General features: G+C 46.8%; 22 protein-coding genes. 10 read left to right on the top strand and 12 right to left on the bottom strand.

Going from position 1 to position 23304, the window contains the following annotated elements; translation table 11 throughout:
• The first annotated feature begins 372 nt into the window (after positions 1–372).
• From dusA to AB1S55_RS13850, 4 genes are all read left to right on the top strand, one after another.
• Complete coding sequence (dusA, locus tag AB1S55_RS13835; protein WP_370978768.1) at positions 373–1374, top strand: tRNA dihydrouridine(20/20a) synthase DusA; 1002 nt, start codon at positions 373–375, stop codon at positions 1372–1374.
• Between the two features lie 147 nt (positions 1375–1521).
• Complete coding sequence (gene tal, locus AB1S55_RS13840) at positions 1522–2457, top strand: transaldolase (protein WP_370978769.1); 936 nt, start codon at positions 1522–1524, stop codon at positions 2455–2457.
• A 1-nt stretch (position 2458) separates the two neighbouring features.
• Positions 2459–2899 (top strand): TerB family tellurite resistance protein, encoded by a 441-nt coding sequence (locus tag AB1S55_RS13845; protein ID WP_370978770.1) that lies wholly within the window; start codon positions 2459–2461, stop codon positions 2897–2899.
• 109 nt (positions 2900–3008) lie between these two features.
• Positions 3009–3974, top strand: a complete 966-nt coding sequence (locus AB1S55_RS13850) for an HDOD domain-containing protein (protein ID WP_370978771.1) — start codon at positions 3009–3011, stop codon at positions 3972–3974.
• A gap of 35 nt (positions 3975–4009) precedes the next feature.
• Here AB1S55_RS13850 and AB1S55_RS13855 read toward each other — a convergent pair whose 3' ends face one another.
• Both AB1S55_RS13855 and purL read right to left on the bottom strand, forming a co-directional pair.
• Positions 4010–4723, bottom strand: coding sequence for an MBL fold metallo-hydrolase (locus AB1S55_RS13855; RefSeq protein WP_370978772.1), 714 nt, complete (start codon positions 4721–4723; stop codon positions 4010–4012).
• A 2-nt stretch (positions 4724–4725) separates the two neighbouring features.
• Positions 4726–8589, bottom strand: a complete 3864-nt coding sequence (purL, locus tag AB1S55_RS13860) for a phosphoribosylformylglycinamidine synthase (RefSeq protein ID WP_370978773.1) — start codon at positions 8587–8589, stop codon at positions 4726–4728.
• A gap of 115 nt (positions 8590–8704) precedes the next feature.
• Between purL and AB1S55_RS13865 the strand changes: the two genes are divergently transcribed.
• Entirely contained in the window at positions 8705–8863 is a 159-nt protein-coding gene (locus tag AB1S55_RS13865) for a hypothetical protein (protein WP_370978774.1), read from the top strand.
• A 112-nt stretch (positions 8864–8975) separates the two neighbouring features.
• Positions 8976–10478, top strand: coding sequence for a membrane-bound lytic murein transglycosylase MltF (mltF, locus tag AB1S55_RS13870; protein WP_370978775.1), 1503 nt, complete (start codon positions 8976–8978; stop codon positions 10476–10478).
• On the opposite strand, the gene tadA is transcribed toward mltF, so the two are convergent.
• Positions 10420–10926 carry a tRNA adenosine(34) deaminase TadA gene (tadA, locus tag AB1S55_RS13875; RefSeq protein WP_370981601.1) on the bottom strand — a complete coding sequence of 169 codons (507 nt, stop codon included), beginning with the start codon at positions 10924–10926 and terminating at the stop codon, positions 10420–10422. The genes mltF and tadA overlap by 59 nt on opposite strands.
• 89 nt (positions 10927–11015) lie before the next feature.
• Positions 11016–11270, bottom strand: a complete 255-nt coding sequence (locus tag AB1S55_RS13880) for a DUF1653 domain-containing protein (RefSeq protein WP_370978776.1) — start codon at positions 11268–11270, stop codon at positions 11016–11018.
• 69 nt (positions 11271–11339) lie between these two features.
• Between AB1S55_RS13880 and AB1S55_RS13885 the strand changes: the two genes are divergently transcribed.
• The 4 genes from AB1S55_RS13885 to AB1S55_RS13900 all read left to right on the top strand — a co-directional run bounded on the left by AB1S55_RS13885 (position 11340) and on the right by AB1S55_RS13900 (position 15007).
• Positions 11340–11789 (top strand): flavodoxin domain-containing protein, encoded by a 450-nt coding sequence (locus AB1S55_RS13885; RefSeq protein ID WP_370978777.1) that lies wholly within the window; start codon positions 11340–11342, stop codon positions 11787–11789.
• A gap of 33 nt (positions 11790–11822) precedes the next feature.
• Positions 11823–12347 (top strand): flavodoxin FldB, encoded by a 525-nt coding sequence (gene fldB, locus AB1S55_RS13890; RefSeq protein ID WP_370978778.1) that lies wholly within the window; start codon positions 11823–11825, stop codon positions 12345–12347.
• Positions 12348–12361: 14 nt separating this feature from the next.
• Positions 12362–14488, top strand: a complete 2127-nt coding sequence (gene mnmC, locus AB1S55_RS13895) for a bifunctional tRNA (5-methylaminomethyl-2-thiouridine)(34)-methyltransferase MnmD/FAD-dependent 5-carboxymethylaminomethyl-2-thiouridine(34) oxidoreductase MnmC (protein WP_370978779.1) — start codon at positions 12362–12364, stop codon at positions 14486–14488.
• 210 nt (positions 14489–14698) lie between these two features.
• Entirely contained in the window at positions 14699–15007 is a 309-nt protein-coding gene (locus tag AB1S55_RS13900; RefSeq protein WP_370978780.1) for a late competence development ComFB family protein, read from the top strand.
• A 193-nt stretch (positions 15008–15200) separates the two neighbouring features.
• Here AB1S55_RS13900 and AB1S55_RS13905 read toward each other — a convergent pair whose 3' ends face one another.
• The 8 genes from AB1S55_RS13905 to dnaX all read right to left on the bottom strand — a co-directional run bounded on the left by AB1S55_RS13905 (position 15201) and on the right by dnaX (position 23180).
• Complete coding sequence (locus tag AB1S55_RS13905) at positions 15201–17516, bottom strand: VWA domain-containing protein (RefSeq protein WP_370978781.1); 2316 nt, start codon at positions 17514–17516, stop codon at positions 15201–15203.
• A gap of 96 nt (positions 17517–17612) precedes the next feature.
• Entirely contained in the window at positions 17613–17948 is a 336-nt protein-coding gene (locus tag AB1S55_RS13910) for a hypothetical protein (RefSeq protein ID WP_370978782.1), read from the bottom strand.
• Between the two features lie 10 nt (positions 17949–17958).
• A complete protein-coding gene (locus AB1S55_RS13915; protein WP_370978783.1) occupies positions 17959–18402 on the bottom strand; it encodes a YcgN family cysteine cluster protein in 444 nt (147 codons plus the stop codon).
• Positions 18402–18665, bottom strand: a complete 264-nt coding sequence (locus tag AB1S55_RS13920) for a YcgL domain-containing protein (RefSeq protein WP_370978784.1) — start codon at positions 18663–18665, stop codon at positions 18402–18404. The genes AB1S55_RS13915 and AB1S55_RS13920 overlap by 1 nt, the downstream gene beginning before the upstream one ends.
• A gap of 14 nt (positions 18666–18679) precedes the next feature.
• On the bottom strand, positions 18680–19819 hold the full coding sequence (gene rnd, locus AB1S55_RS13925; RefSeq protein ID WP_370978785.1) for a ribonuclease D: 1140 nt from the start codon (positions 19817–19819) through the stop codon (positions 18680–18682).
• A complete protein-coding gene (recR, locus tag AB1S55_RS13930; protein WP_370978786.1) occupies positions 19819–20412 on the bottom strand; it encodes a recombination mediator RecR in 594 nt (197 codons plus the stop codon). Before recR ends, rnd begins: the two co-directional genes overlap by 1 nt.
• A 15-nt stretch (positions 20413–20427) precedes the next feature.
• Entirely contained in the window at positions 20428–20748 is a 321-nt protein-coding gene (locus AB1S55_RS13935) for a YbaB/EbfC family nucleoid-associated protein (protein ID WP_370978787.1), read from the bottom strand.
• 50 nt (positions 20749–20798) lie between these two features.
• On the bottom strand, positions 20799–23180 hold the full coding sequence (dnaX, locus tag AB1S55_RS13940) for a DNA polymerase III subunit gamma/tau (protein WP_370978788.1): 2382 nt from the start codon (positions 23178–23180) through the stop codon (positions 20799–20801).
• Positions 23181–23304 lie beyond the last annotated feature (124 nt).

Here is a 23304-nt window from a genome sequence, read left to right on the forward strand (position 1 = left end):
ATACATTCCGATGAAACATGCAAAGCATGTTTCGCAACTCACCTTTGCTTTAAAGCTTAAGTATTAACAACAGCCTTAACAGCAAAAACAGTCGCACAGTTGAAGCTAAAAGCCGCTTTTGGCTTATAGCTAAACGACATTTAAATGCCTTTTTTATAATTATTGTTCGACTATACACAGCACTACCCTGCCCACAAAGCAAATAAGACCAACTTTGCGACAAGGTTCTGATATCTGAAAAAAAGTGCGAATTAATGTAACAATGTGACAAAGTTTGGAAACAACCTTGGCGCGTGAAGTAACCACAGGCTAATTATTGGCCTTTTAATGGCAGACTGATAGCATAGGCGCCCCTTTTATCAGCCTTTTACCATGCCAGCATTAAACACCAAGCAACATCTTACTGACCAAAAGTGGCGCTTTTGCCTTGCCCCTATGATGGATTGGTCAGACCGACACTGCCGTTATTTATGGCGCTTACTTAGCCAGCATGCTCGCTTATACAGTGAAATGGTCGTTACCGGCGCAATACTACACGGCGATAAGCAGCGTTTTTTAGGTTTTAATGCCCAAGAGCAGCCTCTTGCTTTACAACTTGGCGGCTCAGATCCTAAAGAGTTGGCGCAATGCTCAGCAATTGCTGAAGAATGGGGTTACAGCGAGGTTAACCTAAACTGTGGCTGCCCTAGTGATCGAGTACAAAAAGGCAAGATCGGCGCAATCTTAATGAAAGAGCCCGAGCTTGTTGCCCAATGCTACCAAGAAATGCAAGCCCGCTGCTCTATTCCCGTTACCATCAAACACCGCATTGGTGTCGATGATATGGAAGATTACGAAAGCATGGAGCACTTTGTAAGAACCATCGCCAGCGCCGGTTGCAGCACCTTTATCGTACATGCGCGCAAAGCATGGCTAAAAGGCTTAAGCCCTAAAGAAAACCGTGAAGTGCCTCCTTTAGATTACGCAGCGGTGGTAAAGCTAAAACAGCGTAACCCCGAGCTCAACATTGCAATTAATGGCGGCATCACCACCCTAGAACAGAGCCAAACGCTACTAAAAGACCTCGATGGTGTCATGGTTGGTCGCGAAGCCTATAGCAACCCTTATATACTCGCGCATGTTGACCAAAAGCTGTTTGCTAGTGATAAAGATGTCGCCACACGTATAGAAATAGCCGAGCAATACGCAGAATATTGCAAAGAGATGATCGCTTCAGGCACACGCTTACATCATATGAGTCGCCACATACTTGGGCTTTTTTCTGGGCAGCCCGGCGGCCGACTGTTTCGTCGCCACATAAGTGAAAACGCCCCAAGAAAAGATGCCACCGCTCAAATACTGCTCGATGCACTCGCCTATGTGAGCAAAGACTAAACAGGAATACGTGATTAAGCTTTTGATGCGTAACAAATATGCAAGACAACTTGCTATAATGCGCGCGATTTTTACGGCGGCAACTAGGATGTGCCTCGCGCAGCCGCCTTTTGCAGCACTAACTGCACCACCACCTTGGGGACTTACATGAGCAACAAGCTAGAACAACTGAAGCAAATCTCAAGCGTCGTAGCGGACACCGGCGATATCGAAGCTATCAAACGCTACAAGCCAATGGACGCAACCACCAACCCATCTTTGCTTTATAAAGCAGCCCAGATGGAGCAGTACGCCCCTCTAGTACAAGACGCTCTAAAAACGTCTGACACAGTTGAAGACGCTTCAGACAAACTTGGCGTTGCCATTGGTACTGAAATCCTGAGCGTTGTACCAGGCCGCATCTCAACCGAAGTGGATGCGCGTTTATCGTTTGACACTCAAGCCAGTATCGCTAAAGCGCACAAGTTGATTGAGCTATACGACAAAGCCGGCATCAGCAAAGAGCGTGTACTCATCAAGCTTGCTTCTACTTGGGAAGGTATTAAAGCCGCCGAAGTTCTTGAGAAAGAAGGCATCAACTGTAACCTAACCCTACTGTTCTCTTTTAGCCAAGCTGCTGCCTGTGCGGACGCCGGTGCCTACCTGATCTCGCCTTTTGTTGGCCGCATCCTAGACTGGTATAAAGCCAATACAGACGTCAAAGAGTACAGCAAGTTTGAAGATCCAGGCGTACAAAGCGTGACCAAGATCTACAACTACTACAAGCAACACAGCTACAACACCGTTGTTATGGGCGCAAGCTTCCGTAACACAGGTGAACTAGAAGCCCTTGCTGGTTGTGATCGCTTAACCATCAGCCCTCAGCTTCTTGGCGAGCTAGAAGCTGACACCGGCAGCCTTGAGCGTGTACTTTCTCCAGAGAACATCACTATCAAGACCGACAAGCTGATCGAAACCGAAGCTCAGTTCCGCTTCTCTAGCAACGAAGACCAAATGGCCACTGAAAAGCTAGCCGAAGGTATTCGTGGTTTTGTGAAAGACCAGATCAACCTTGAAAACTATCTAAAAGCTCAAAAGGCTTAAGATGTTAGCAGCCTTAAAAGCACTATTTGCCCCAGAGGCTGCAGAAGAGCCCAGCGACGAGCATGCCAAGCATCTCGCCTGCGCCGCTCTAATGGCTGAAGTCGCGTGTATCGATCGCGACTTTGACCAGCGTGAACAACAAGCTCTGCTCACGGCCCTTCAAGCCCAATTCAAACTCAGCGATGATGAATGCAAGCGCCTAAGTGAACGAGCCGAAGAACAGCGCAACGACGCGACCTCCCTGCATCAATTCACTCGCGATATAAACGAGCAATTCAATAACAACGAAAAGTTTTCTTTACTCGTTGATATGTGGCGCATCGCCTATGCCGATGGCGAGCTAGACAAGTACGAAGAGCATATTATTCGACGCGTAGCCGACTTAATACATATGGGCCACAGCCAATTTATCCGCGCCAAACTTGAAGCTCAAGCCTCCTAAAACCCCCACCTCAAAAGCCCAACCGCACAAGCAGACAAGCTAAAAACAACTACACTAAAAGGAATCACTTAAAGTCACACCGCTTAAGAGTCACAAAGGACTTCGGCACATGGGTTTTAGTCTTGCCAAGGTATTTCACGGTTCTCACAAAACACAACTGCATGTTAGCGACAGCATGCATGTCAGCATTGAGCTCAGTCACGAGGCGTTTTACCGCTACTTATTTGCCAAAGACAAACAAGAACTAAGCATCCCCCAAAAGCTGGTTGTCGATGTATGCCTGCAAAACATGCAAAAGAAAGAGGTGCGCAATAAAGCCGTACCCCGCCTCCCCAATGTCATTCCTCGCTTACTGAAAAGCTTAAGAGACCCCGATAGCTCAGCACGTGACTATGTAGATATCATCGATAAGGACCCCGTGATGGCAAGCTCTGTACTCAAGCTCGCCAACAGCGCTTACTTCAACCCTATTGGCCGCCGCATTAACGAGATAGAGCAAGCTGTTGTAAAACTAGGCATTAGCGGCTTGCGCAGCGTGCTTTCCGCTGCGGTTATGCAGCCAATTCTACAAAAAGAATCAGCTTATTTTTCTCAAAGCGGTCAGCGTATCTGGCAACATTCCTTAACCTGCGCAGTAGCTTGTGAACGCATAGCCATTCACCGCAAACTCGACCCGTATAAAGTCTATTTACTTGGGCTGGTCCACGACATTGGCAAAATCACTCTCTTTAGTGAACTCAGCAAGCAATTTAAATTAAATAAAGAAGAAGTAGGCCCAGGGTATAACGCCTTTGTACCACCACTTCGGAAAATGAGTGCCGCCTTAAGTTATTGGATCGCCAAAGACTGGGAACTGGATGAGGCATTAATTCACGCACTGGCGGATCAGTGCAAAATCAAAAAAGATGAAGAGGTTAGCGCCTTTGGCCACACCCTTTATCAGGCTGACCTAGCTTCCGAACTCTATGTCTGCGTCTACCCCAAAAAACCCAAAAAAGCGCAAGCGGTATTGCATGAACTTGATCTACCAATGGATCTATTTGAGCATTTTGAAAAGCTCAACAAACAGCTTTAAGAAAGCCTCTTAAGCAGCTGTTTTTAAAAATAAAACTAAAAAGAGAAGGCTTGACCGGGGCTCACGCAACATAATTGTTGAGCCTCAAACAAAGCGCGTTGCTCGGCATGATTGTAGTGATATAAATACATACGCTGAATAAGCGCTTCGCTGTATTCGCGACGAAGGTCATCAATGCCGGTATGCGATGGGTTTCCGATCACACTGCAATCATGAAAAATACAACAACTGCCATCTACCTGGTGCTGCAAGACCTCAGGAATTGGGCGTGTATCGCCTGTATAAAAGAACTTATTAGGAAGATATAAGCCGTAAGCCGTTTGCGGTTGGTGATGGCGCACAGGCAATACCTGAAACTCAACACCTGCAAATTCAAAGCTGTCGGCAACGGGAATAAGCTGAAACGCCTGCCAAAAGTTAACGCCGCCTTCAGCCAAAGCACCTGGGTAGGAGCCAATACGCTTGTGCAGCAAGGCCACAATAGAGGCAGGCACAAACACCAAAGGCCGCTTATTTGAAAACCATGCTTTAATAAACAGCTTTTCAAAATCAGCGATATGGTCAAGATGGCAATGAGTAATAAACAGCGCCTCTGGCAAGGCGCCATAAAAATCAAAATATTGCTGCAAGACCCCGGGGCCGAGGTCAATCAGTAATTTTTGATCGCCCAGCTCGACACAGGCAGAGGCATGACCTAGCCCCTGCTGACTAGCATCACCAACACCAAGAAAGCGAAGGCAATTAGCCATTATTAATCCGTAAAGACACGAGCATTACGGAATAAGCGCATCCACGCCGAGTCTTCTTGCCACTGTTCAGGGTGCCAAGAATTGGTCACGGCGCGGAAAACACGCTCCGGATGAGGCATCATAATCGTCGCACGGCCATCCAAGCTACTTAAACTCGTGATACCTGAAGGCGAACCATTAGGGTTAGCCGGGTAGCTTTCAGCAATGCTCAAATCGTTATTTAAATAGCGCATAGCAATGGTGCCACTTGCCTCACAAGCATCTAGGTGAGCTTGATCACGGAATTCCGCACGGCCTTCACCATGAGCGACGGCCACTGGCATATAAGAACCAGCCATATCTTTAAACAGCACGGATGGGCTTTCATCAACACGCACAAGTGAGAAGCGCGCTTCAAACTGTTCACTGATATTACGTACAAAGCGAGGCCAGTGATCAGCACCAGGGATAAGTGACTTTAAGTTACTCATCATCTGGCAGCCATTACAGACACCCAAGCTAAAGGTATCCGTGCGATGGAAAAAGGCTTCAAACTCATCACGAGCACGACCATTAAAGAGAATACTCTTAGCCCAACCTTCACCAGCGCCCAATACATCGCCGTAAGAGAAACCACCTGCAGCTGCGAGCCCTTTGAAGCCCTCTAAGCTGCGACGACCACTAATGACATCACTCATATGCACGTCAATAGCTTCAAATCCAGCTTTATCAAAAGCGGCAGCCATTTCTACATGACCGTTTACACCCTGCTCTCTCAATACCGCAACCTTAGGTCGTTCAGACTTCTGTATATAAGGCGCACTGATATCATCGTTAACATCAAAGCTCAGTGAGACGCTCAAACCCGGGTCATTGTGGCGAATACGATCGTATTCTTGTTCTGCACACAGTGGGTTGTCTCGCAAAGACTGAAGGTGGAAGCTGTTTTTCGCCCACAGCTCCTGCAAACTTGCACGAGTACTGACATAAACGACCTCGTCACCATGGTGGAACCTAATGCTTTCATCACTTGTAATAGCACCAAGATCCAACAACAAATCAGCCAAGCCATGTTTTTCAAATGTTGCTTTAAGTGCAGCAAGATCACTTTCTTTAACCTGAACAACAGCGCCTAACTCTTCATTTAATAAGGCTGAGTGGGCATCACCACCTAAAGCGGCAATATCAATATCCAAACCACAGCGTGCGGTAAAGGCCATTTCGACTAAAGACGCAAACAAACCACCATCTGATCGATCATGGTAGGCAAGTAGCAACTGATTCTGTAAGCACTCCTGAACTGCATTAAAGAAGCCTTTAAACTCTTCAGCGCTATCTAGATCTGGGCCCTGCTCGGCCATTTGCTCATAACACTGTGCAAAGATAGAGGCACCCAAGCGCTGCTTACCGCGAGCAATGTCAATCAATACAAGACGAGTATCGCCTTTGTTTGTTTTCAGCTCTGGCGTTACATTTAGGCGCACATCACTTACTGGGGTAAAGGCTGAAATAATCAATGAAAGTGGCGCGGTTACCGCTTTTGACTCACCATCTTGTTGCCACGCTGTACGCATGCTCATCGAGTCTTTACCAACAGGAATCGTTAAACCAAGAGCAGGACACAGCTCCATACCTACGGTTTCGACAGTGCGATAAAGCTTTTCATCTTCACCAGGGTGGCCAGCTGCACACATCCAGTTAGCGCTGAGCTTGATGTCTTTTATATCGGCAATAGCGGTGCTGGCGATGTTTGTTAAGGCCTCACCAATGGCCATACGACCAGAAGCTGGGGCATCCAACAAAGCAAGCGGGGTGCGTTCACCAACACTCATGGCCTCACCGGCATAAGTGTCATAGGCTACGGTGGTGACCGCATTATCAGCCACCGGCACCTGCCACGGACCCACCAATTGATCTCGAGCCACCATGCCCGTTACAGAGCGATCACCAATGGTGATCAAAAACATTTTACTGGCAACCGATGGGTGCTGAATCACACGCTCTGCCGCTTCGGCCAATGGGATATCGCTGTAATCAAAAGCTTCCGTGCTTTGCTTACCCGTCTCTGCCGTGCGATGCATCTTAGGTGGTTTGCCAAACAAAATGCTCATAGGCAAATCAACCGGCTTGGCATTGAGCTCGGTATCGTTTAATACCAGCACTTCTTCATCAAGTGCTTCACCCACCACCGCATAAGGACAACGTTCACGCTGACAGATCGCTTCAAACTCGGCCAACATCTCTGGCGCTACCGCCATCACATAACGCTCTTGGCTTTCATTACACCAAATTTCAAGCGGGCTCATACCCGGCTCATCGTTGGGCACATTGCGAAGCTCAAAATGAGCACCACAACCACCATCTTTAGCAAGCTCAGGGAAGGCATTGCTCAAACCACCCGCTCCCACATCGTGGATAAAAGCAATTGGATTCGCTTCACCACGCTGCCAGCATTGATCGATAACCTCTTGACAGCGACGCTCCATTTCAGGGTTTTGGCGTTGCACAGAGGCAAAATCTAAATCTTCAGACGATGAGCCAGAAGTCATTGATGAGGCAGCGCCTCCACCCAAGCCAATCAACATGGCAGGGCCACCAAGCACAATCAATTTATGGCCAGCATCAAATTCGTTTTGCTCGATATGCTCTTCTTTAACGTTACCGTAACCACCGGCCAACATAATTGGCTTGTGGTATCCACGACGCTCACCGCTAAAATCTTGTTCGAAGGTACGGAAATAACCGCAAATATTCGGGCGACCAAATTCATTATTAAAGGCAGCACCACCAATCGGGCCTTCCAACATGATGTCTAGGGCAGTGACAATACGGCCAGGTTTGCCGTAGTCTTTTTCCCAAGGCAGGCGGTAGCCAGGAATTTGCAGGTTACTAACGGTAAAACCATTCATACCGACTTTAGGCTTTGAACCTTTACCCACAGCACCTTCATCGCGAATCTCACCACCAGAACCGGTACCGGCACCTGGGAATGGCGCAATTGCCGTTGGGTGATTATGTGTTTCCACCTTCATTAATAGGTGGACAGGCTCTTGTACATAGCCATAACCCTGGGTGGCAGGGTCAGGATAAAAACGCCCCGCTACTGGCCCACTAACAACCGATGCGTTATCTGCATAAGCAGAGAGTACGTTCTCGCCGCCTTGCTCATAGGTATTTTTGATCATTTTGAACAATGAACGAGGCTGATCAACACCGTCTAAAGTCCATGTGGCATTAAAGATCTTGTGACGACAGTGCTCCGAGTTCGCTTGAGCAAACATCATCAACTCAACATCGGTCGGGTTGCGACCAAGATCACTGAAGCTTTCGGTCAAATAATCGATTTCATCATCGGCCAGTGCTAAGCCTAAATTGACATTAGCAAGCTCAAGCGCTTCTCGGCCCTCTTCGATAACACCAACGCTGGCATGAGGTTTTGGCTGCTCAACCTTAAAAATAGACTCGGCTTGCGCCTCACTGCTTAATACAGTTTCAACCATGCGGTCGTGTAATAAGGCACTCAAGGCCTCGATGTCGGCAGCGGCATCAACATAATAGGTTACACCACGTTCAATACGCTTCACCTTGCTTAAGCCGGCGTTATGGGCAATATCACTTGCCTTAGAAGACCAAGGGCTGATCGTGCCAAAACGAGGAATAACCGTCAGGCTTTGGCCTTCGTGGCTAACGGCTTCACTTTTGGGGCCGTACTGAAGAAGCTTGCCGAGAATACCCTGCTCTTCACTGCTTAAGGCTTCATTGGTGTCCACAAAGTGAACAAATTCGGCCTGAATAGAACTCAGGTTTATGCCTGCAGCCTCAATACGCTGTTGCAACTTGTTGAGGCGAAAATCAGAAAGAGCGGAAGAACCGCGAAGTATCAGCATGGAATTCCCTAATTACGTGGTAAATAGCTGGGCAAGGCAAGTCTGAACAACTCCATGCTTCTCAGGTTTTTGGCCGTTCGAGAACACGGTAATTTTTTTGAAAGCATGCCAAGGCATGTTGAAAAAGTTACCAGCGATGTCGAGTCGCCCGAAAGCCTCTTCTAGCGGCTGTGCTGAGGAAAATGGGAGTTATTTAGAGTTGCCTCTAACTAAAGGCGGCATTGTACTTGAGCGCGGCCTTGGTTTCACCCATGTTGATAGAGAAATTCAATGATAAAAAAACATGCCAAAGATCTAACATTAAACCTATAGCTGTTAGAATTGAGTGGCGGTTCACACTTGAAGTGGGTAGAATCGCGCAGATTTTGAGCAAATGGAGTAAGGACATGACAAAGAAGCAGGTAAAAATGCTGGCCTTGGCGACCTATCGCCTGACCAAGCTTTGCGCCTTTGCAGCCTTTGTTACCCTACTTGCGCTTACCATTCAGCAAGATCGAGAGCCGACTGAACTGGAAAAAATTCAGGCTGCGGGCAAGATCACGATGGTCTCCAGAAATGGCTCAACCACTTATTATGAAGGCGCTAGCGGCCTAACTGGTTTTGAATACTTACTCGCCTCCGCGTTTGCCAAGCACTTAAATGTTGAATTAGAGATCAAAGACGAACCCGATCTTGGCACCATGATCGCCACCATCGATCAAGCTTCTGGTCAGTTCGCAGCTGCAGGCCTGACAGTGACCGAGGCAAGGCAAAATACCGTAGATTTTGGCCCTGCGTATGCTGAAGTTAAACAAACCCTTATTTATCGCAAGGGCACTAAACGCCCTAAGACTATAGAAGACTTAGCCGGTGGTGTACTGGTGGTCATTGCCGATAGCTCCCACGAAGAAAACCTCAACAAGCTCAAATTCTCTCACCCCAGCTTACGCTGGCAAGTTCGCCACGGTGTGGAAATGATGGATTTAATGGAGCTTGTACACGACGGCAGTGTTGATTACGCCGTCGTTGATTCAAATGCCTACGAAATCAATACCGCCCTATACCCTAGAGCGCGCCGCGCCTTTGATGTCAGCGAAGCTCAAGCTTTAGCGTGGGCCTTTGCCAAGCAACAAGATCCTTCACTTATGCGTGAAGTTGAGGCCTTTTTTGCCAAACCAAGTACTCATAATCTGATTGCTAAGCTTAGAGAAAATTTCTATGGCCACATTGATAAGATTGATTTTGCGGGTTCTTTAGTTTTTACCAAGCGCCTAGAAACCCGCTTACCGCGCTGGAAAGCACAGCTCCAAGAAGCAGCTGAAAAACATGAGTTAGACTGGCAGCTGCTTGCAGCACTAAGCTATCAAGAAAGTCACTGGAATCCACGTGCCGTTTCTCGCACTGGGGTTCGCGGTTTTATGATGCTGACCCAGGGCACAGCCAAACAAGTCGGTGTTAAGAATAGAAGCGATGCCAAGCAAAGCATTGATGGCGGCACGCGTTATTTTAAGAGTCTCTATAATCGACTACCTAAACGCATTCAAGACCCTGATCGTACTTGGCTTGCCTTAGCAGCTTACAACATAGGCATGGGACATCTGGAAGACGCTCGCATCCTAACCCAGCGCCATGGCCATAATCCCGACAAGTGGTCGGATGTACGCAAACACCTGCCCCTGCTCGCAAAAAGCAAATATTACAAAAAGACGAAACATGGCTATGCACGAGGTTGGGAAGCGGTCGATTACGTGCAAAATATTCGCAACTTCTACAACATCATTGCTTGGAATGAAAAGAGCAACAAAGATAATCAACTTGCTTCTCTCGATACTCCCAGTGAGTACGCGAGTGTTAGCTCGACGGTGACGGAGGCTGTACGCAACCTTTCTGAGCCTTCTTTTGAGCTTTAATTGCCGCCCTTCTCTGACTAAAAAACGTCGATATCAACTCTGAACACGGCTCTGCCAACACACCTGAACTAACTTCAAAGTGATGATTAAAACACTTATCGTTCAGTAAACCCTGATTACTGTAAATCACGCCAGCTTTGGGCTCTAAAGCCCCAAATACCAAGCGTTCAATACGCGCATGCACCAAGGTGCCTAAACACATAGAGCACGGCTCTATCGTGACATAAAGCGTACTGCCCGGCAGGCGATAATTATTCACCTTTTTACATGCTTCTCGAATAGCCAGTACTTCGGCATGGGCCGAAGGGTCACAATGACCAATAGGCTTATTACTTGCTTCTGCAATGACCTCGCCATCGATCACCAGCACAGCACCAACAGGCACCTCACCCTCTTTAGCGGCCTGCCCTGCCAAGCTAAGGGCCCGACGCATAAAACCCTCGTCTATTTGTAACTGAGTAGCGCCGGTGCCTGAATTTTGTTCGGCATCCACATTATTGCCTGCGCACGCTTCGGCAGAAGATTCGCGCGTTGATGTCACAATAAACCTTCTTTGTTTTCAGCGGCCTCAATCAAAATGAAACGAGCCTGTTTGCGACCATCAACCTCAACTTCTTCAACAAACATAGCAGCAGGCCTAACCCATAAGCTGTAATCGCCATATAGGCAGCGGTAAAAGACCATTGCCTCTTCTGTTTCTGAATGAGTACACAAAGCCAGTACCTCATAGCGACTGCCTTTGTAGTGTTCATAAATACCAAGCGCGATATCCGCACTAACATCTTGCTTCACTGTCACTCCCGAGATAGACCAAATGTGCCGAAAACACTACTATACCTCCTTTTTTCAGATAGAGACTAAATGGCCAAGTTCTACATCATTGTCGGCTCCGTTATGGGCACGGCGCAAGGCGTTGCTGAAACACTGACAGAAAAGCTAAACAGCCTCGGACACACTGCTGTTTGTGACAAGCAGTACCAACAAGGCTCACTGACCGACAAGCTCGACCACAATTTACTCCTTATTTGTTCAACAACAGGCATGGGTGATCTGCCAGCCAATATGCAAGCGCTCGCCGCTGAGTTACGAGACTGCCCCCCCAATATTTACCAAAAACCTTATGCTCAAATTAGCTTAGGGGATAGCAGCTACCCTAATTTTGCACAGGCCGGATTCACCTTAGCCGATCTGATGCAGGGTCTTGCGGCCAAACGTTTATGCGATGACTGTATTATCGATGCTCAAGACAATAAACCTGCCACAAAGATCGCCTTAGAGTGGTTAGAAAACACACTGCTTAGCGCCATTTAACCTAACTACTTAGAACCAACTGAGGCCCTGTTCATGCCCAAAACCATTGGATTATTTTACGGAAGCTCCACTTGTTATACCGAGATGGCGGCCGAGAAAATTCAAACTGCCATCGGCACTGATCATGTGGAGCTGCACAATATTGCTGATGATCCGATCGATCTTATGCTCGATTATGAACTGCTCATCTTGGGCATTCCTACTTGGGATTATGGCGAGCTACAAGAAGACTGGGAAAACTGCTGGGACGACCTTGACGATCTTGACTTAACAGGTAAAAAAGTCGCGCTTTTTGGCATGGGCGATCAAGTTGGTTATCCACAATGGTTTCAAGATGCACTGGGTTATTTACACGATAAAGTTGTGAGTTTAGGTGCAAGTGCTGTCGCTTACTGGCCCGCTGAAGCTTATGAGTTTGAACAAAGTAAGGCTCTGACCGAAGATAAAAGCCAATTTGTGGGTCTAGCTTTAGACGAAGAAAATGAATTTGATTTAAGTGAAGAGCGAATCGCTACTTGGGTGGCCGATATTCAAAAGGCCTTTGCCTTAGATAAATAAACAAGGCCGCCAGCATGAGTGACAAACCTTATAGTTTAGAGTGCGCAAAACTAGACTGGGATGAACAAGCCCAACCCATCTCCCCCCAATTTGATGATATCTATTTCTCGAAAGAAAATGGTCTGGCTGAAACCGAATACGTCTTTTTAGAGGGCAATAAACTTAAAGCGCGCTGGAACCAGCTTGAGCAAGATGTGTTTACTATTGCTGAAACCGGTTTTGGAACGGGGCTCAACTTTCTTGCCGCTTGGTCGCTTTGGAATAAATGTAATACCGGTAGCAGCGAACTGCATTTTTTAAGTGTGGAAAAATTTCCACTTAAACCTCAAGATCTAGAGCAAGCGCTTTCACTTTGGCCAGAACTAAAAGAGCTGGCCGAACTACTCTTAGCTAACTACCCTCCCCAGCCTTGGCAGGGTTTGCAAAATATAGAACTGCACTCAACAAGCAAGCACATTAAACCCGTTAGATTATTATTGTATTTTGGCAGTGCAGAACACGCTTGGAGACAAATAAGCCCTCAATTAAAAAGTGACGCGATCAGCGCATTAAAGCCCGCTTTTGGTGAAACAGCGCCTAAGGTCGACGCTTGGTTTTTAGATGGTTTTGCGCCTTCTAAAAACCCAGAAATGTGGACCGAATATTTATTTAAAGGCATAAAAGAAAACAGCACTAAAACAAGCACATTGGCGACCTTTACTTGCGCAGGCATTGTTAAACGCGGCTTAAAAAATAACGGTTTTAATATTAAAAAAATCGCGGGCTTTGGTAAAAAGCGAGAAATGCTTATCGCCAGCTTTGATGCTAACAACGATCATAAAAATGAAACTAAAACCCAGCACAAACATTTACGCCCTCGTTTAGGCTCAAGTAACCTGCCTAACTGGCTGCTTAACGACAACAGTAAAGCACGCTTAAACAGCTCCAAAACGGCCCTTGTCATTGGTGCCGGACTTGCCGGCAGTCATGTGGCAAGAAAGCTTGCCGAACGCGGCTTTCAAGTCACAGTATTAGAGCGTAAAAGCATTGCCAGCCAAGCATCAGGCAACCCAGCCGGAGCTGTGTTTACACGCCTTGGCCTTGGCAACGATATGCTAAGTGAGTTTAATTTAAGCGCACAAATATACGCCGATCAGTTTTACCAACAGCATGGTTATTACCAACGCTGCGGCGATCAAAGTGGTGTTTTACATTTAAGCAGTGATAAAAACACACAAGCGCGCTTTGAAAAACTGCTCGCCTACTATTCAGGCAAGCAACTGCATATTCTTTCCAAACAACAAAGTTCAGAAGCTCTAGGCATAGACATACAATGTGGCGGTTTATGGCTACCCGATTCAGGCTGGCTCAACCCTGTTGAGCTTTGTAAAGAGCTATTGCAACACCCCAATATCAATATATATGAACAACATAGCGTCAGTAAACTGAGCAGCGAAGATGGCTTGTGGTTTGCCCACTGTCAAACACCGACACAGGATAAAGCCGCCTTAACAACATTCCAGGCCAGCCACTGTATTGTTGCGACAGCCTATGAAGCCAGCCAACTGGAACAGTGCGCCCAACTGCCTCTTAAGCGTATACGCGGCCAAGTCACTTACCTAGACAGTAACAACACCTTAAAAAAACTTAAAGCCGTCGTTTGTGGTGAAGGTTATTTAACGCCTGCACAACACAATCAAGATGGCGATTTTCACTGCGCCGGTGCAACCTTCAACTTAAATGATGACGGCCTAGACCTAAGAGAAGAAGATCAAAACAAAAACATCGACGCCTTAAGTCGTTTTATCACAGCTTACGAGCACGACGATAAACAAGCCCTTAAAGGTCGAGTTGCATTTCGAACCAGTAGCCCAGATTACCTGCCCCTAGTTGGGCCGCTTGTGAATGAACAAGAAACCCTTAAGCGCTTCTCTGCCCTGCGCCATAAAGCCAATGCCGATATTGGCCAATGCGCTGTCAGCTACCCCGGTCTTTATTGCGCCCTAGGTTTTGGCTCAAGAGGCTTGGCCTACACACCCATTGCAGCACAATTAATAAGCGACTTAATATGCGGTACTTACCTGCCTGTGCGCAGAGACCTATATGCAAATCTTCACCCTGTGCGCTTTAAAATACGCCAACTCAGTAAAGGCGAGTTATAAGTCTATTTAAACCACTATGCCTAATGCTTTAGCTGAGCCTTTAGTTATCTCTGGCCAGAAATAATTAGAGACAGATCGCGCTATAGCCACGGCCTCTTAGAAACCAAAGCAACGTTTCTGCCGACTCTGAGCACAAGTGGCATTCAAGGTCTAAACTTAGAGAGCCTATAAGTAGCGACAACCAACCATATTTACAAGCGAGGATGCATCATGCTCTTAGGAATTGGCCGCCCACGTTACGATGCCGTTTCTCACCGTGATTCTGTTCATAATTACTACGAGCAGATGGTCATAGACCAAGCACTTAGAGCAAGCGACAGAGCCAATCAAGACAGTGATTTTCTAGCGGATGTTGCTTGTGTGGCGTTAAACCGATTACCTCCACGTTATGTTCGTCACGATGTTGATATGACCTTCTTTTTAACACCGGATGAGATTGAATCAATGGTTGATAGGGTTGCACATGCTGTCAATGATGCCATTGATTATGTAACGCGTAGGGATCAGGGTGAAAATTAAACACGACAAGCAGCCTAGCTTGTGAGATAAACTTTTATTAAAACGTCGTGATACTTGTCTTTACAAAATGATGTTAAGAAAACGGCTTTAATAATTAACAATAGATTTACCAAGCGACACCCAGCCAAGCTCTGCCTCACTAATTCTGTCTGACCAGTTCTGAATATAAAGCCAACTAAGCGTTAGTTCATTATTAAGGCTTTTCATCCTCATCATCTTCTAAGTCATCAATCAATGAAGAGATGGCATCATCGAGCTCCTCCTCCGCAAGATCCAGACCTTGGGCCTCTAACATAGCTTGCACCATGTCTTCTTCCTCTTCCTCCTCTGTTGCAGGCTCTTCTTGGCTTTCTTGTGGTTCAGGCTCTTGCATGGCCATTGCATCAAGATCATCGAGGTCGTCCAGATCATCAGCGACCTCGCCCTGATCAGCTTCATCAATAACAGCATCAATGGCCTCTTCCATCGCGTCCATTAATGGCTCGTCATCTATCGCCGACTCTTCTTGAGCTGGTGCCGGTGGCACCTCTTCTGCAGCAAGCGCATCCACTGGATCAGGGCTTGCCTCTTGAATGGGTTCAGGCTCTTCAGGGCTGACATCAGGATCTAAATCCTCCATCGGAGGCTCTTCTTCTACAAGCTCCTCTTCAGCCTCGGCTTCGGGGGCTTCTTCAGCTTCGTCTTTCTCTTCTAGCTCATCAAGGATATCCGACTTGGGCCCACCCATTATTTTCTTAAATGCAATATAACCCAAAGCCAACAATAAGACGTTACCTAAACCGACTGCAGCATAGAGCATCCAAGGCGCTAAAGCTGGCTCCTCTGGCTCGGCGGACTCTTCGAGCGCCTTGCTTGGCTGTTCTTCCACTTGAGCTTCGGGCTCTGGGCTTTCTACTTCCGGACTTTCCACTTCCGGGCTTGGCTCAACAAATGGTTTTTTCTCCTCAGCAAGCCCACCTTCGACGGAATAATCAAATTCCAACAAGGGCAAGGTATAACTCAAGGCTGTAGCTTGTTTGCTCTTGGCCCTTACTTTTAATTCGACACTGTAATGCCCTTCTTTATCGGGCATAAATTCAGCTTGCCAGTTATCCATGTCTGTCAAGCTTAACGAGCGAGTGTATTGAGCACCTTCAGGCCCTTTAATACTGGCAACAATCGTGACTGAGCCATAATCAAGTTGGGGATGAAAGGCATTAACGGTTAGTAAATAACGTGTTGCCCCCTCTCGGTACTGCTGGCGCAACTCTGCACTGAAGGGCTGACGCAGTGTTAATTGATGCTTTAAAGAACGTTGAAAGGTTTTACCATCTACTTTTACCCTTAATTCATAGACACCTTCATTTTCTAACGCAGGTAAATCTGCTTGATAACGGCCCTGCGGCCCAAATTGCTCTAGCCCCTGCTTCCACACTGACACTAAATTTGAATGGGAATGCCCACCAAATAACTCAGCTTCGACAGTCATTAAGGTCAAGAATTCTGGGTTGCTAATGATTTGCCCGTCTTCTTTTAAGAACGCATCAATGCTTAACTGATCGCCAGTAACCACATTGGTCGGCAAAGGCTTCATAAGCAGATTAAGATTACTGACAACGGTAATACGGCTTGATTCGGCAATTTCGCCTTCTATATACCACGTGCCTTCTAAGGGGCGCTTAACGGTAATTAGGTCGTAGTTATTTGCCCTGTGCCAACGCAAATCACTCTCTTTGGTTGTCGAGATAAGGCGCTGCTTATCTGGGCTAATAAGAGCTAGGGTTTCCGAGGCTTTTTCCCGAAAAATAAGAGCTGTAAATTCTTCCACACTCGAATCGATAACAAATTGATTGCCATTTAAATCAACTTGCTCGGTAGGTGCTGCTGCATCAAAGGCCTTTAAAAAGACCTGCATAAGTTCATCGGCATTTCTAGCAATGTCGGCTAAACCATCGGTAGCGACAGAGATCTTATTCATTAGGTCTCTATCCGCATTGTCGGACAGCGCAATGGTATGGATTCGATACCCTGCCGCAGCGAGCTTGGGTGTCACCTCGTCAACTATACGTCGCCATTCGCGTTGGTTGAGTTCGGGGTCTTTGTCGATATCAACAACCCCATCGGTTAGCAGAATTATTTGCTTGGTTTGAGAGCTGTCGGTATAGCTAAGGTCATAGGCGGCTTTTTCTAATGCTGTACCAATGTTGGTATATAAACCAACCGAATTGATATTTTGAGCTTCTCGCTTGGCAAGCTCGCGCCACTTAGCATCAACCTCTTGATGCTTTACCAACATATTGACCCATTTGCCAAATGTCCATACACCGGCTTTACCTTGCTCTGGAAGCAGTTCAACAAGCAACTCAACCGAGGGCTGACGCAGATTATTCGGGTCGTTGCGCTTCATACTACCGCTGACATCAATAACTAGGCGCACGTCATTAGTGCTTGCCTCTTGGCTACTGGCAAAGCCAGATAGCGCGAGCAACGCAGTAAAAAGAAAAATAGTAGTAGATCGGTATAGAGACATTTAGGTCCCGTCGGCAGCTTGGCTATAAAATTCAGTTATAACTACTGATAAGTTATAGCAGGCTTTGAGAGCTGCTGCCGACTTAGGCGGGCAAGTTTAAGCGCTTTTTCTGCTAAACCATTGCCAAAAAGCCAAAGCGCTAGAGAGGGCAAGCGCAGCACAAATGGCTATTAGAAGTGGGAAGCCTGCACGCATAAAACCACCCTCTCGAGCAAGCAGAAGATCAGCCACAGAGCTTAACCAAGCTGGGCTCATATACCCTTGATCACCCAAGGTGTACCAAGGCGTAAATAAGATGGCAGCCAATAAGGCTCTAAGCAACTGCTTAAGCTCGCGCCACCAATTGCGACTGACGTACCAAAAAACCACGTAGAACAAAACAGAAGCGCCCAGGTAGTAGGCCCATGCTAATAAGTGTTCATGTTCTGTCATTGTATTTCCTTTATTTTTCCACCCAGCGGACAACTCGCTCTTGCCATTGGTCCTCTGGTAAACCAAGTTCCGACACGCTTTGTTTCTTTGCCGATACTTCTAAACTATGCACAAGACTCTTATCACCCGATAACAACCAGTGCCAATAAGGCAGCTCTCGCCCCATTGCTAAACGCCGATAAGCACAGGTATCAGGCAGCCAATAAAAACGCTTGGCGGTGTCTGCATCAAAAGGCACACAATCGGGCACATTAACATGGCGATTCTCATAATCCCCACAACGGCACTGATCAAGCTCTAGATATCGACAACGAATATCTGTCACTGCGACCTTGCCTGTATCTTCGTCTTCTAGCTTATGTAAGCAACACAAGGCGCAACCATCACAGAGCGCTTCCCACTCATCGCGTTCAAGCTCTTCTAAGTTGTACTTAGACCAAAACTGATCTCGCATTAGCTTTTTAGTTGCTCTTCGACACTGATTTTAGGTGGCATCTGTAAAAAGAATTTTTGTTCTTTTAATTGTTCAAGCACATCTTTAGCTTTCACACGTGCAAGCTGTTTATCTTCATCTAAGGCCAAACCCATTGCATATTCGGGCTGTCCAAAGCTTTTTAATAAGGCCTCAGGAAGCTCCAATAAGTCTTGACCTCTATTCACATAAAGATAAAGCCCTTCTTTTTTACCACTGCGGTAAATATCCACCAAAGTTTTCATGACGAGATAACAGCCTATAACTTTTTTAAATGTTCGATCAATGTTGCTTTAAGCGCTTGCTCACGCCAGCCATCAAACATCGACTCAATTTCTTGCCACTGCTCAGCAAGGGCCAAGCGCAGCATGTGTTCACAGCCTTTTTTTCTAAATAAGTGCTCTGTAGCAACACCCAACTCAAGCGCAAGCTCATTGATTACGGCTCGGAAGTTTTGCAGTTTCTCACGCTGAGCTTTATCAAAAGGTTTAGGCAAGACATCAACCAAAGCTGTTTCATCCAGCTCGCTAACCTGCTCAACAATTGACATTATATGGCGGCCATTCTTATTGATAATGCGCTCACTCACGCCCTCAATACCACGTAACTGAGAAATATGCTCAGGCGCTTTTATCGCAATATCAAACAGGGCTGATTCTTTTAATAAACGATTGCGAGGCATGTCCAGCTGCTGCGCTAGATTTTCTCGCCAATCAGCCAAATAAGTTAACAAGGTTAATTGGCGGGCATTTAATTTCCATGCACTTTTTATTCGCTCAACCGCACGCTTACCCACTTGCAAAGCTTTGAACTGTCGATAGCTACGACGGCCCTCTTCCATGACCCACTCAAGCTTGTTTTGCTCTTCTAACTTAGCCATTAACACTTCGGCTAATTTATAAAGATACTCCACATCCAATGCCGCATACATAATTTGCGGTTTACTCAGAGGTCTCTGCAACCAATCGGAGCGTGTTTCTCCTTTTGGTAAAACACAATCTAGCTCTTGCTCAACTAAGGCGCCATAGCCCATAGAAGCGGCGCCACCAGTAAAGGCTACGGCTACTTGAGTATCAAAAATACAAGCCGGAATACAGCCCACTTCTTGTTGCAACACTTCGAGATCTTCCCCACAAGCATGCATGGCAATGATGCGATGCTCATCGTCTAGCAATTCAATAAGCGGGTACCAGTCTTGAATTGTTTTTGGATCAATTAAGTAGCTTGCGTCACCATCACTGAGCTGAATTAAACCTGCGATGGGGTAATAGGTATTGGTACGAATAAATTCTGTATCAAGAACTAATAATCGCTTTTCTTGCCAGCGTTCGCAAACTTGCTCTAAGGCTTGATCACTGTCTATCCAGTGAATTTCCTGCTTAAGTAAATCTTCAACCATTAGAGTTCTCGTCGTGAGCTAAGTGCATGAGCTAATGTGCCACCATCAATAAATTCAAGTTCGCCGCCGATGGGTACGCCATGAGCAATACGACTTACTTTTACATTCGCGCTTTTGGCTTTATCCGCTATATAGTGCGCTGTTGCCTCGCCCTCCATACTGGGGTTGGTGGCCACAATAATTTCATCGAGCCCAGCTTGCTGCATTTTTTCAACCAAGATATTAAGCCCTATGTCTGCCGGTCCAATGCCATCGATTGGTGACAGCCTTCCATGCAAAACAAAATAATGGCCACTAAAAGTACCACTTTGTTCTACAGCTAAGACATCGGCTGGACTTTCAACCACACAAACCAATGCAGCATTACGCCTAGGATTGGCGCAAAGTTGGCACGGACTGCACTCGCTCAGGGTTCGACAATTACCACACTGCTGAACCTTGTCAGCACTTTGTTGCAAGGCTTCAGCTAAGCGCACTGCACCAGCTCGCTCGTGCTCAAGTAAGTGCAAGGCCATACGCTGAGCGCTCTTAGGCCCAACACCGGGCAACACTTTAAGCGAGCTAATTAATTCATCGATTAACGGAGAAAACATCCAACAGCCTAATTATTAAAATGGCATTTTAAAACCCGGAGGCATGCTCATGCCTCCGGTTAAATCACTTAAACTAGACTGGTTCTTTTCTTCAACACGGCGTACCGCATCATTGACGGCAGCAGCAAGTAAATCTTCCAGCATAGAAATATCTTCATCTTTTAACATAGGGTCAATGCTTACTTTTTTAACATCGTGGCGCCCTGTCATCACGACTTTAACCATGCCTGCACCGGCCTGACCTTCCACTTCTGTATTGGCCAAATCTTCCTGCATTTTTTGCATGTTTTCTTGAAGCTGCTGTGCTTGCTTCATCATGTCACCAAGACCTTTCATAACTACCTCTTAGTTTGCATGTATAAAATACATATATAGATTGTTCTTCATTAAGCATCGTGCACTTGCAGCGAAGCTTCATTTAACACGGCGGCAAACTGTTGCTCTAAAGTCTGCACAACTGCATCACCGCGCATAGCCGCAAGCGCTTCCACACGGCGCTCTTGTTTTTTGCGTTCGCGCCATTGAGCGGGTGTTTCCATGTCACTTTGCAGCTCGCCTACTTCTATATTTACCTCAATGGATTCAGAGAAATAGACACTTAAAGCTTGCCCCAAACTTTCGGCGTGCTCTTTATTTAAAAAGCCACCGGCTAATTGATCTTGCAAGAAATAAAGCGTGCGGCCTTGCTTGTTAATACACACAAAACCCGATGCCGTCATTCTAAGCACCCCAGCAATAGCAAGCTGATTGTAAACAGAGATCCAATTATGAGGTTGGAATTCGTCAAAACTAAGCTTAGGTAAGGCTTCTTTATTAGACTCAGCGGCAGTGGGTTCATCTATACGCTCCACCGCACGCTGGACATGGGCAGATGCAATATCACGGCTTAACTCGTCTAGATTTTTCGCAGAAGATGGATCATCTGCACGCCCCTCTAAGCTCTGGCCAATACTGGCTATAGCGGCTTGCGCTCGCTCTTGAGATGCGGCCAAATCAGGCTCGTCATGTAGCGGCTCATTACTTAAGGCTTCAGCTTGCTCGCTATCGCGATTATCAATAGAAACAGAGGCTGATGAGTGAGCCTCTTGAACATCAACAGGCACACTTACATGCTCAACTTGGCTAGCGCCCTCTTTATTAGAAGGCTCTTGAGTCGAGCTATGCGAGCTTAGACGATCGGCTTCTGCCTCAGCTTGAGTATCATGCTGTGGAGAAAGCACTTCTGTAATGCCATGATCAGCCTCAGTATTGAGCGCTGCTCCTAGCTCAACAACCTCACTAGCTGTAGTATCTAGCTGATTATCATGCTGCCCTGATTCAAGACTGCGCTCACTTTGAGTCGATTCAGTTTGCTGTGGTTCCGAGTTTGTTAACTCTTGGCTGACAGACTCTGCAGCCACGGTTTCGGTGCCAGTGCTGCCCTGCACAAAAGATTCGTGAAGACTTTGCGCCTCATCGGCGCCACTAGGCTTTTTTGGGCTAGATCCCTCCCCTGCGGATTCGTCTGACCAAGGCGGTTGATCTGCTTGAGCAGCTGGTTCTTGAGCTTGGGCTGATTCAGTCTCTACAGCGGGGCTTACTGGCGGTTCAAGCGCTGATTCTGCTCGGCTTGCATTAAGAGCCGCCACTTGGGCCTGCTGCTTTGCTGCATCTTCTAAGGTTTGCGTTGGTACATCAACCACGCCTTGCGGCTTAAAGGCCAACATACGCAACAACGTCATCTCAAAGCCGGTTCTTGGCACTGCAGAATATTGCAGATCACGCTGCCCCATCAGGGCTGTTTGATAAAACAACTGCACATCTTCAGGAGCCAACTGGCTAGCAAAGGCCAAAATTTGCTCCTTGTCGCCAAAACTGTTGTCTAAGGCTGAAGGGAGAGCCTGCGCAATAGCAATACGATGTAAAACCGTTTGTAAATCAGCCAAGGCTGCCGAGTAGTCTGGCGCATGCTCGGCAAACTTAGCCACAGCATCTAACAAAGCCCCGCCATCTTCTTGCAGCAAGGCTTCAACCAAGCTTTGGGTAAATTTATGGTCAATGCTGCCAAGCATAGAGGCCACGTCAGCATCTTTTAGCTTGCCGTTACCAAAGGCAATTGCCTGATCGGTTAAGCTAAGGCCATCACGCATACTGCCATCGGCTGCTCGAGCCAATTGCCACAAAGCACCTGTATCAAATTCAACCATTTCTTCTGCAAGAATGTTTTGCAGGTGTGCCACGATCTTCTCGGGGCTCATGTTCTTAAGGTTAAACTGCAGGCAGCGAGAAAGAATGGTTGCCGGTAGTTTTTGCGGGTCTGTTGTTGCCAACAAAAACTTCACATGCTCAGGAGGCTCTTCGAGCGTTTTTAACAAAGCGTTAAAGCTCGAATTCGAGAGCATGTGTACTTCATCGATCAGGTAGATCTTATAACGGCCGCTAGTAGGTGAGTACTGCACGTTATCGAGTAACTCACGTGTATCTTCAACTTTGGTCCTTGAGGCCGCATCCACCTCAATTAAATCGACAAAACGACCTTCATTAATCTCAATACAAGTTTGGCAGGCACCACAAGGCGAAGAGCCAACACCGGTCTCACAATTAAGACAGCGAGCCAAGATACGGGCAACCGTGGTCTTACCAACACCACGAGTACCGGTAAATAAATAGGCGTGATGTAAACGATTGTGATCCAAAGCATTGATAAGCGCTTTTAAGACGTGCTCCTGCCCGACCATCTCACTAAAAATACGAGGTCGCCATTTACGCGCTAATACCTGATAACTCATGCTGCTTGGAATCCTATTGAGCAAAGCAAAGAGATCGATTATACCCACAATAGGCACTAAACGCAGCGATCAATGCTCAGGCAACAAGTAAGAAAAACAGAGCCTGCAAAAGCGGCTAGATAGC

The sequence above is a fragment of the Agaribacterium sp. ZY112 genome (assembly GCF_041346925.1).
Lineage (GTDB): Bacteria > Pseudomonadota > Gammaproteobacteria > Pseudomonadales > Cellvibrionaceae > Agaribacterium.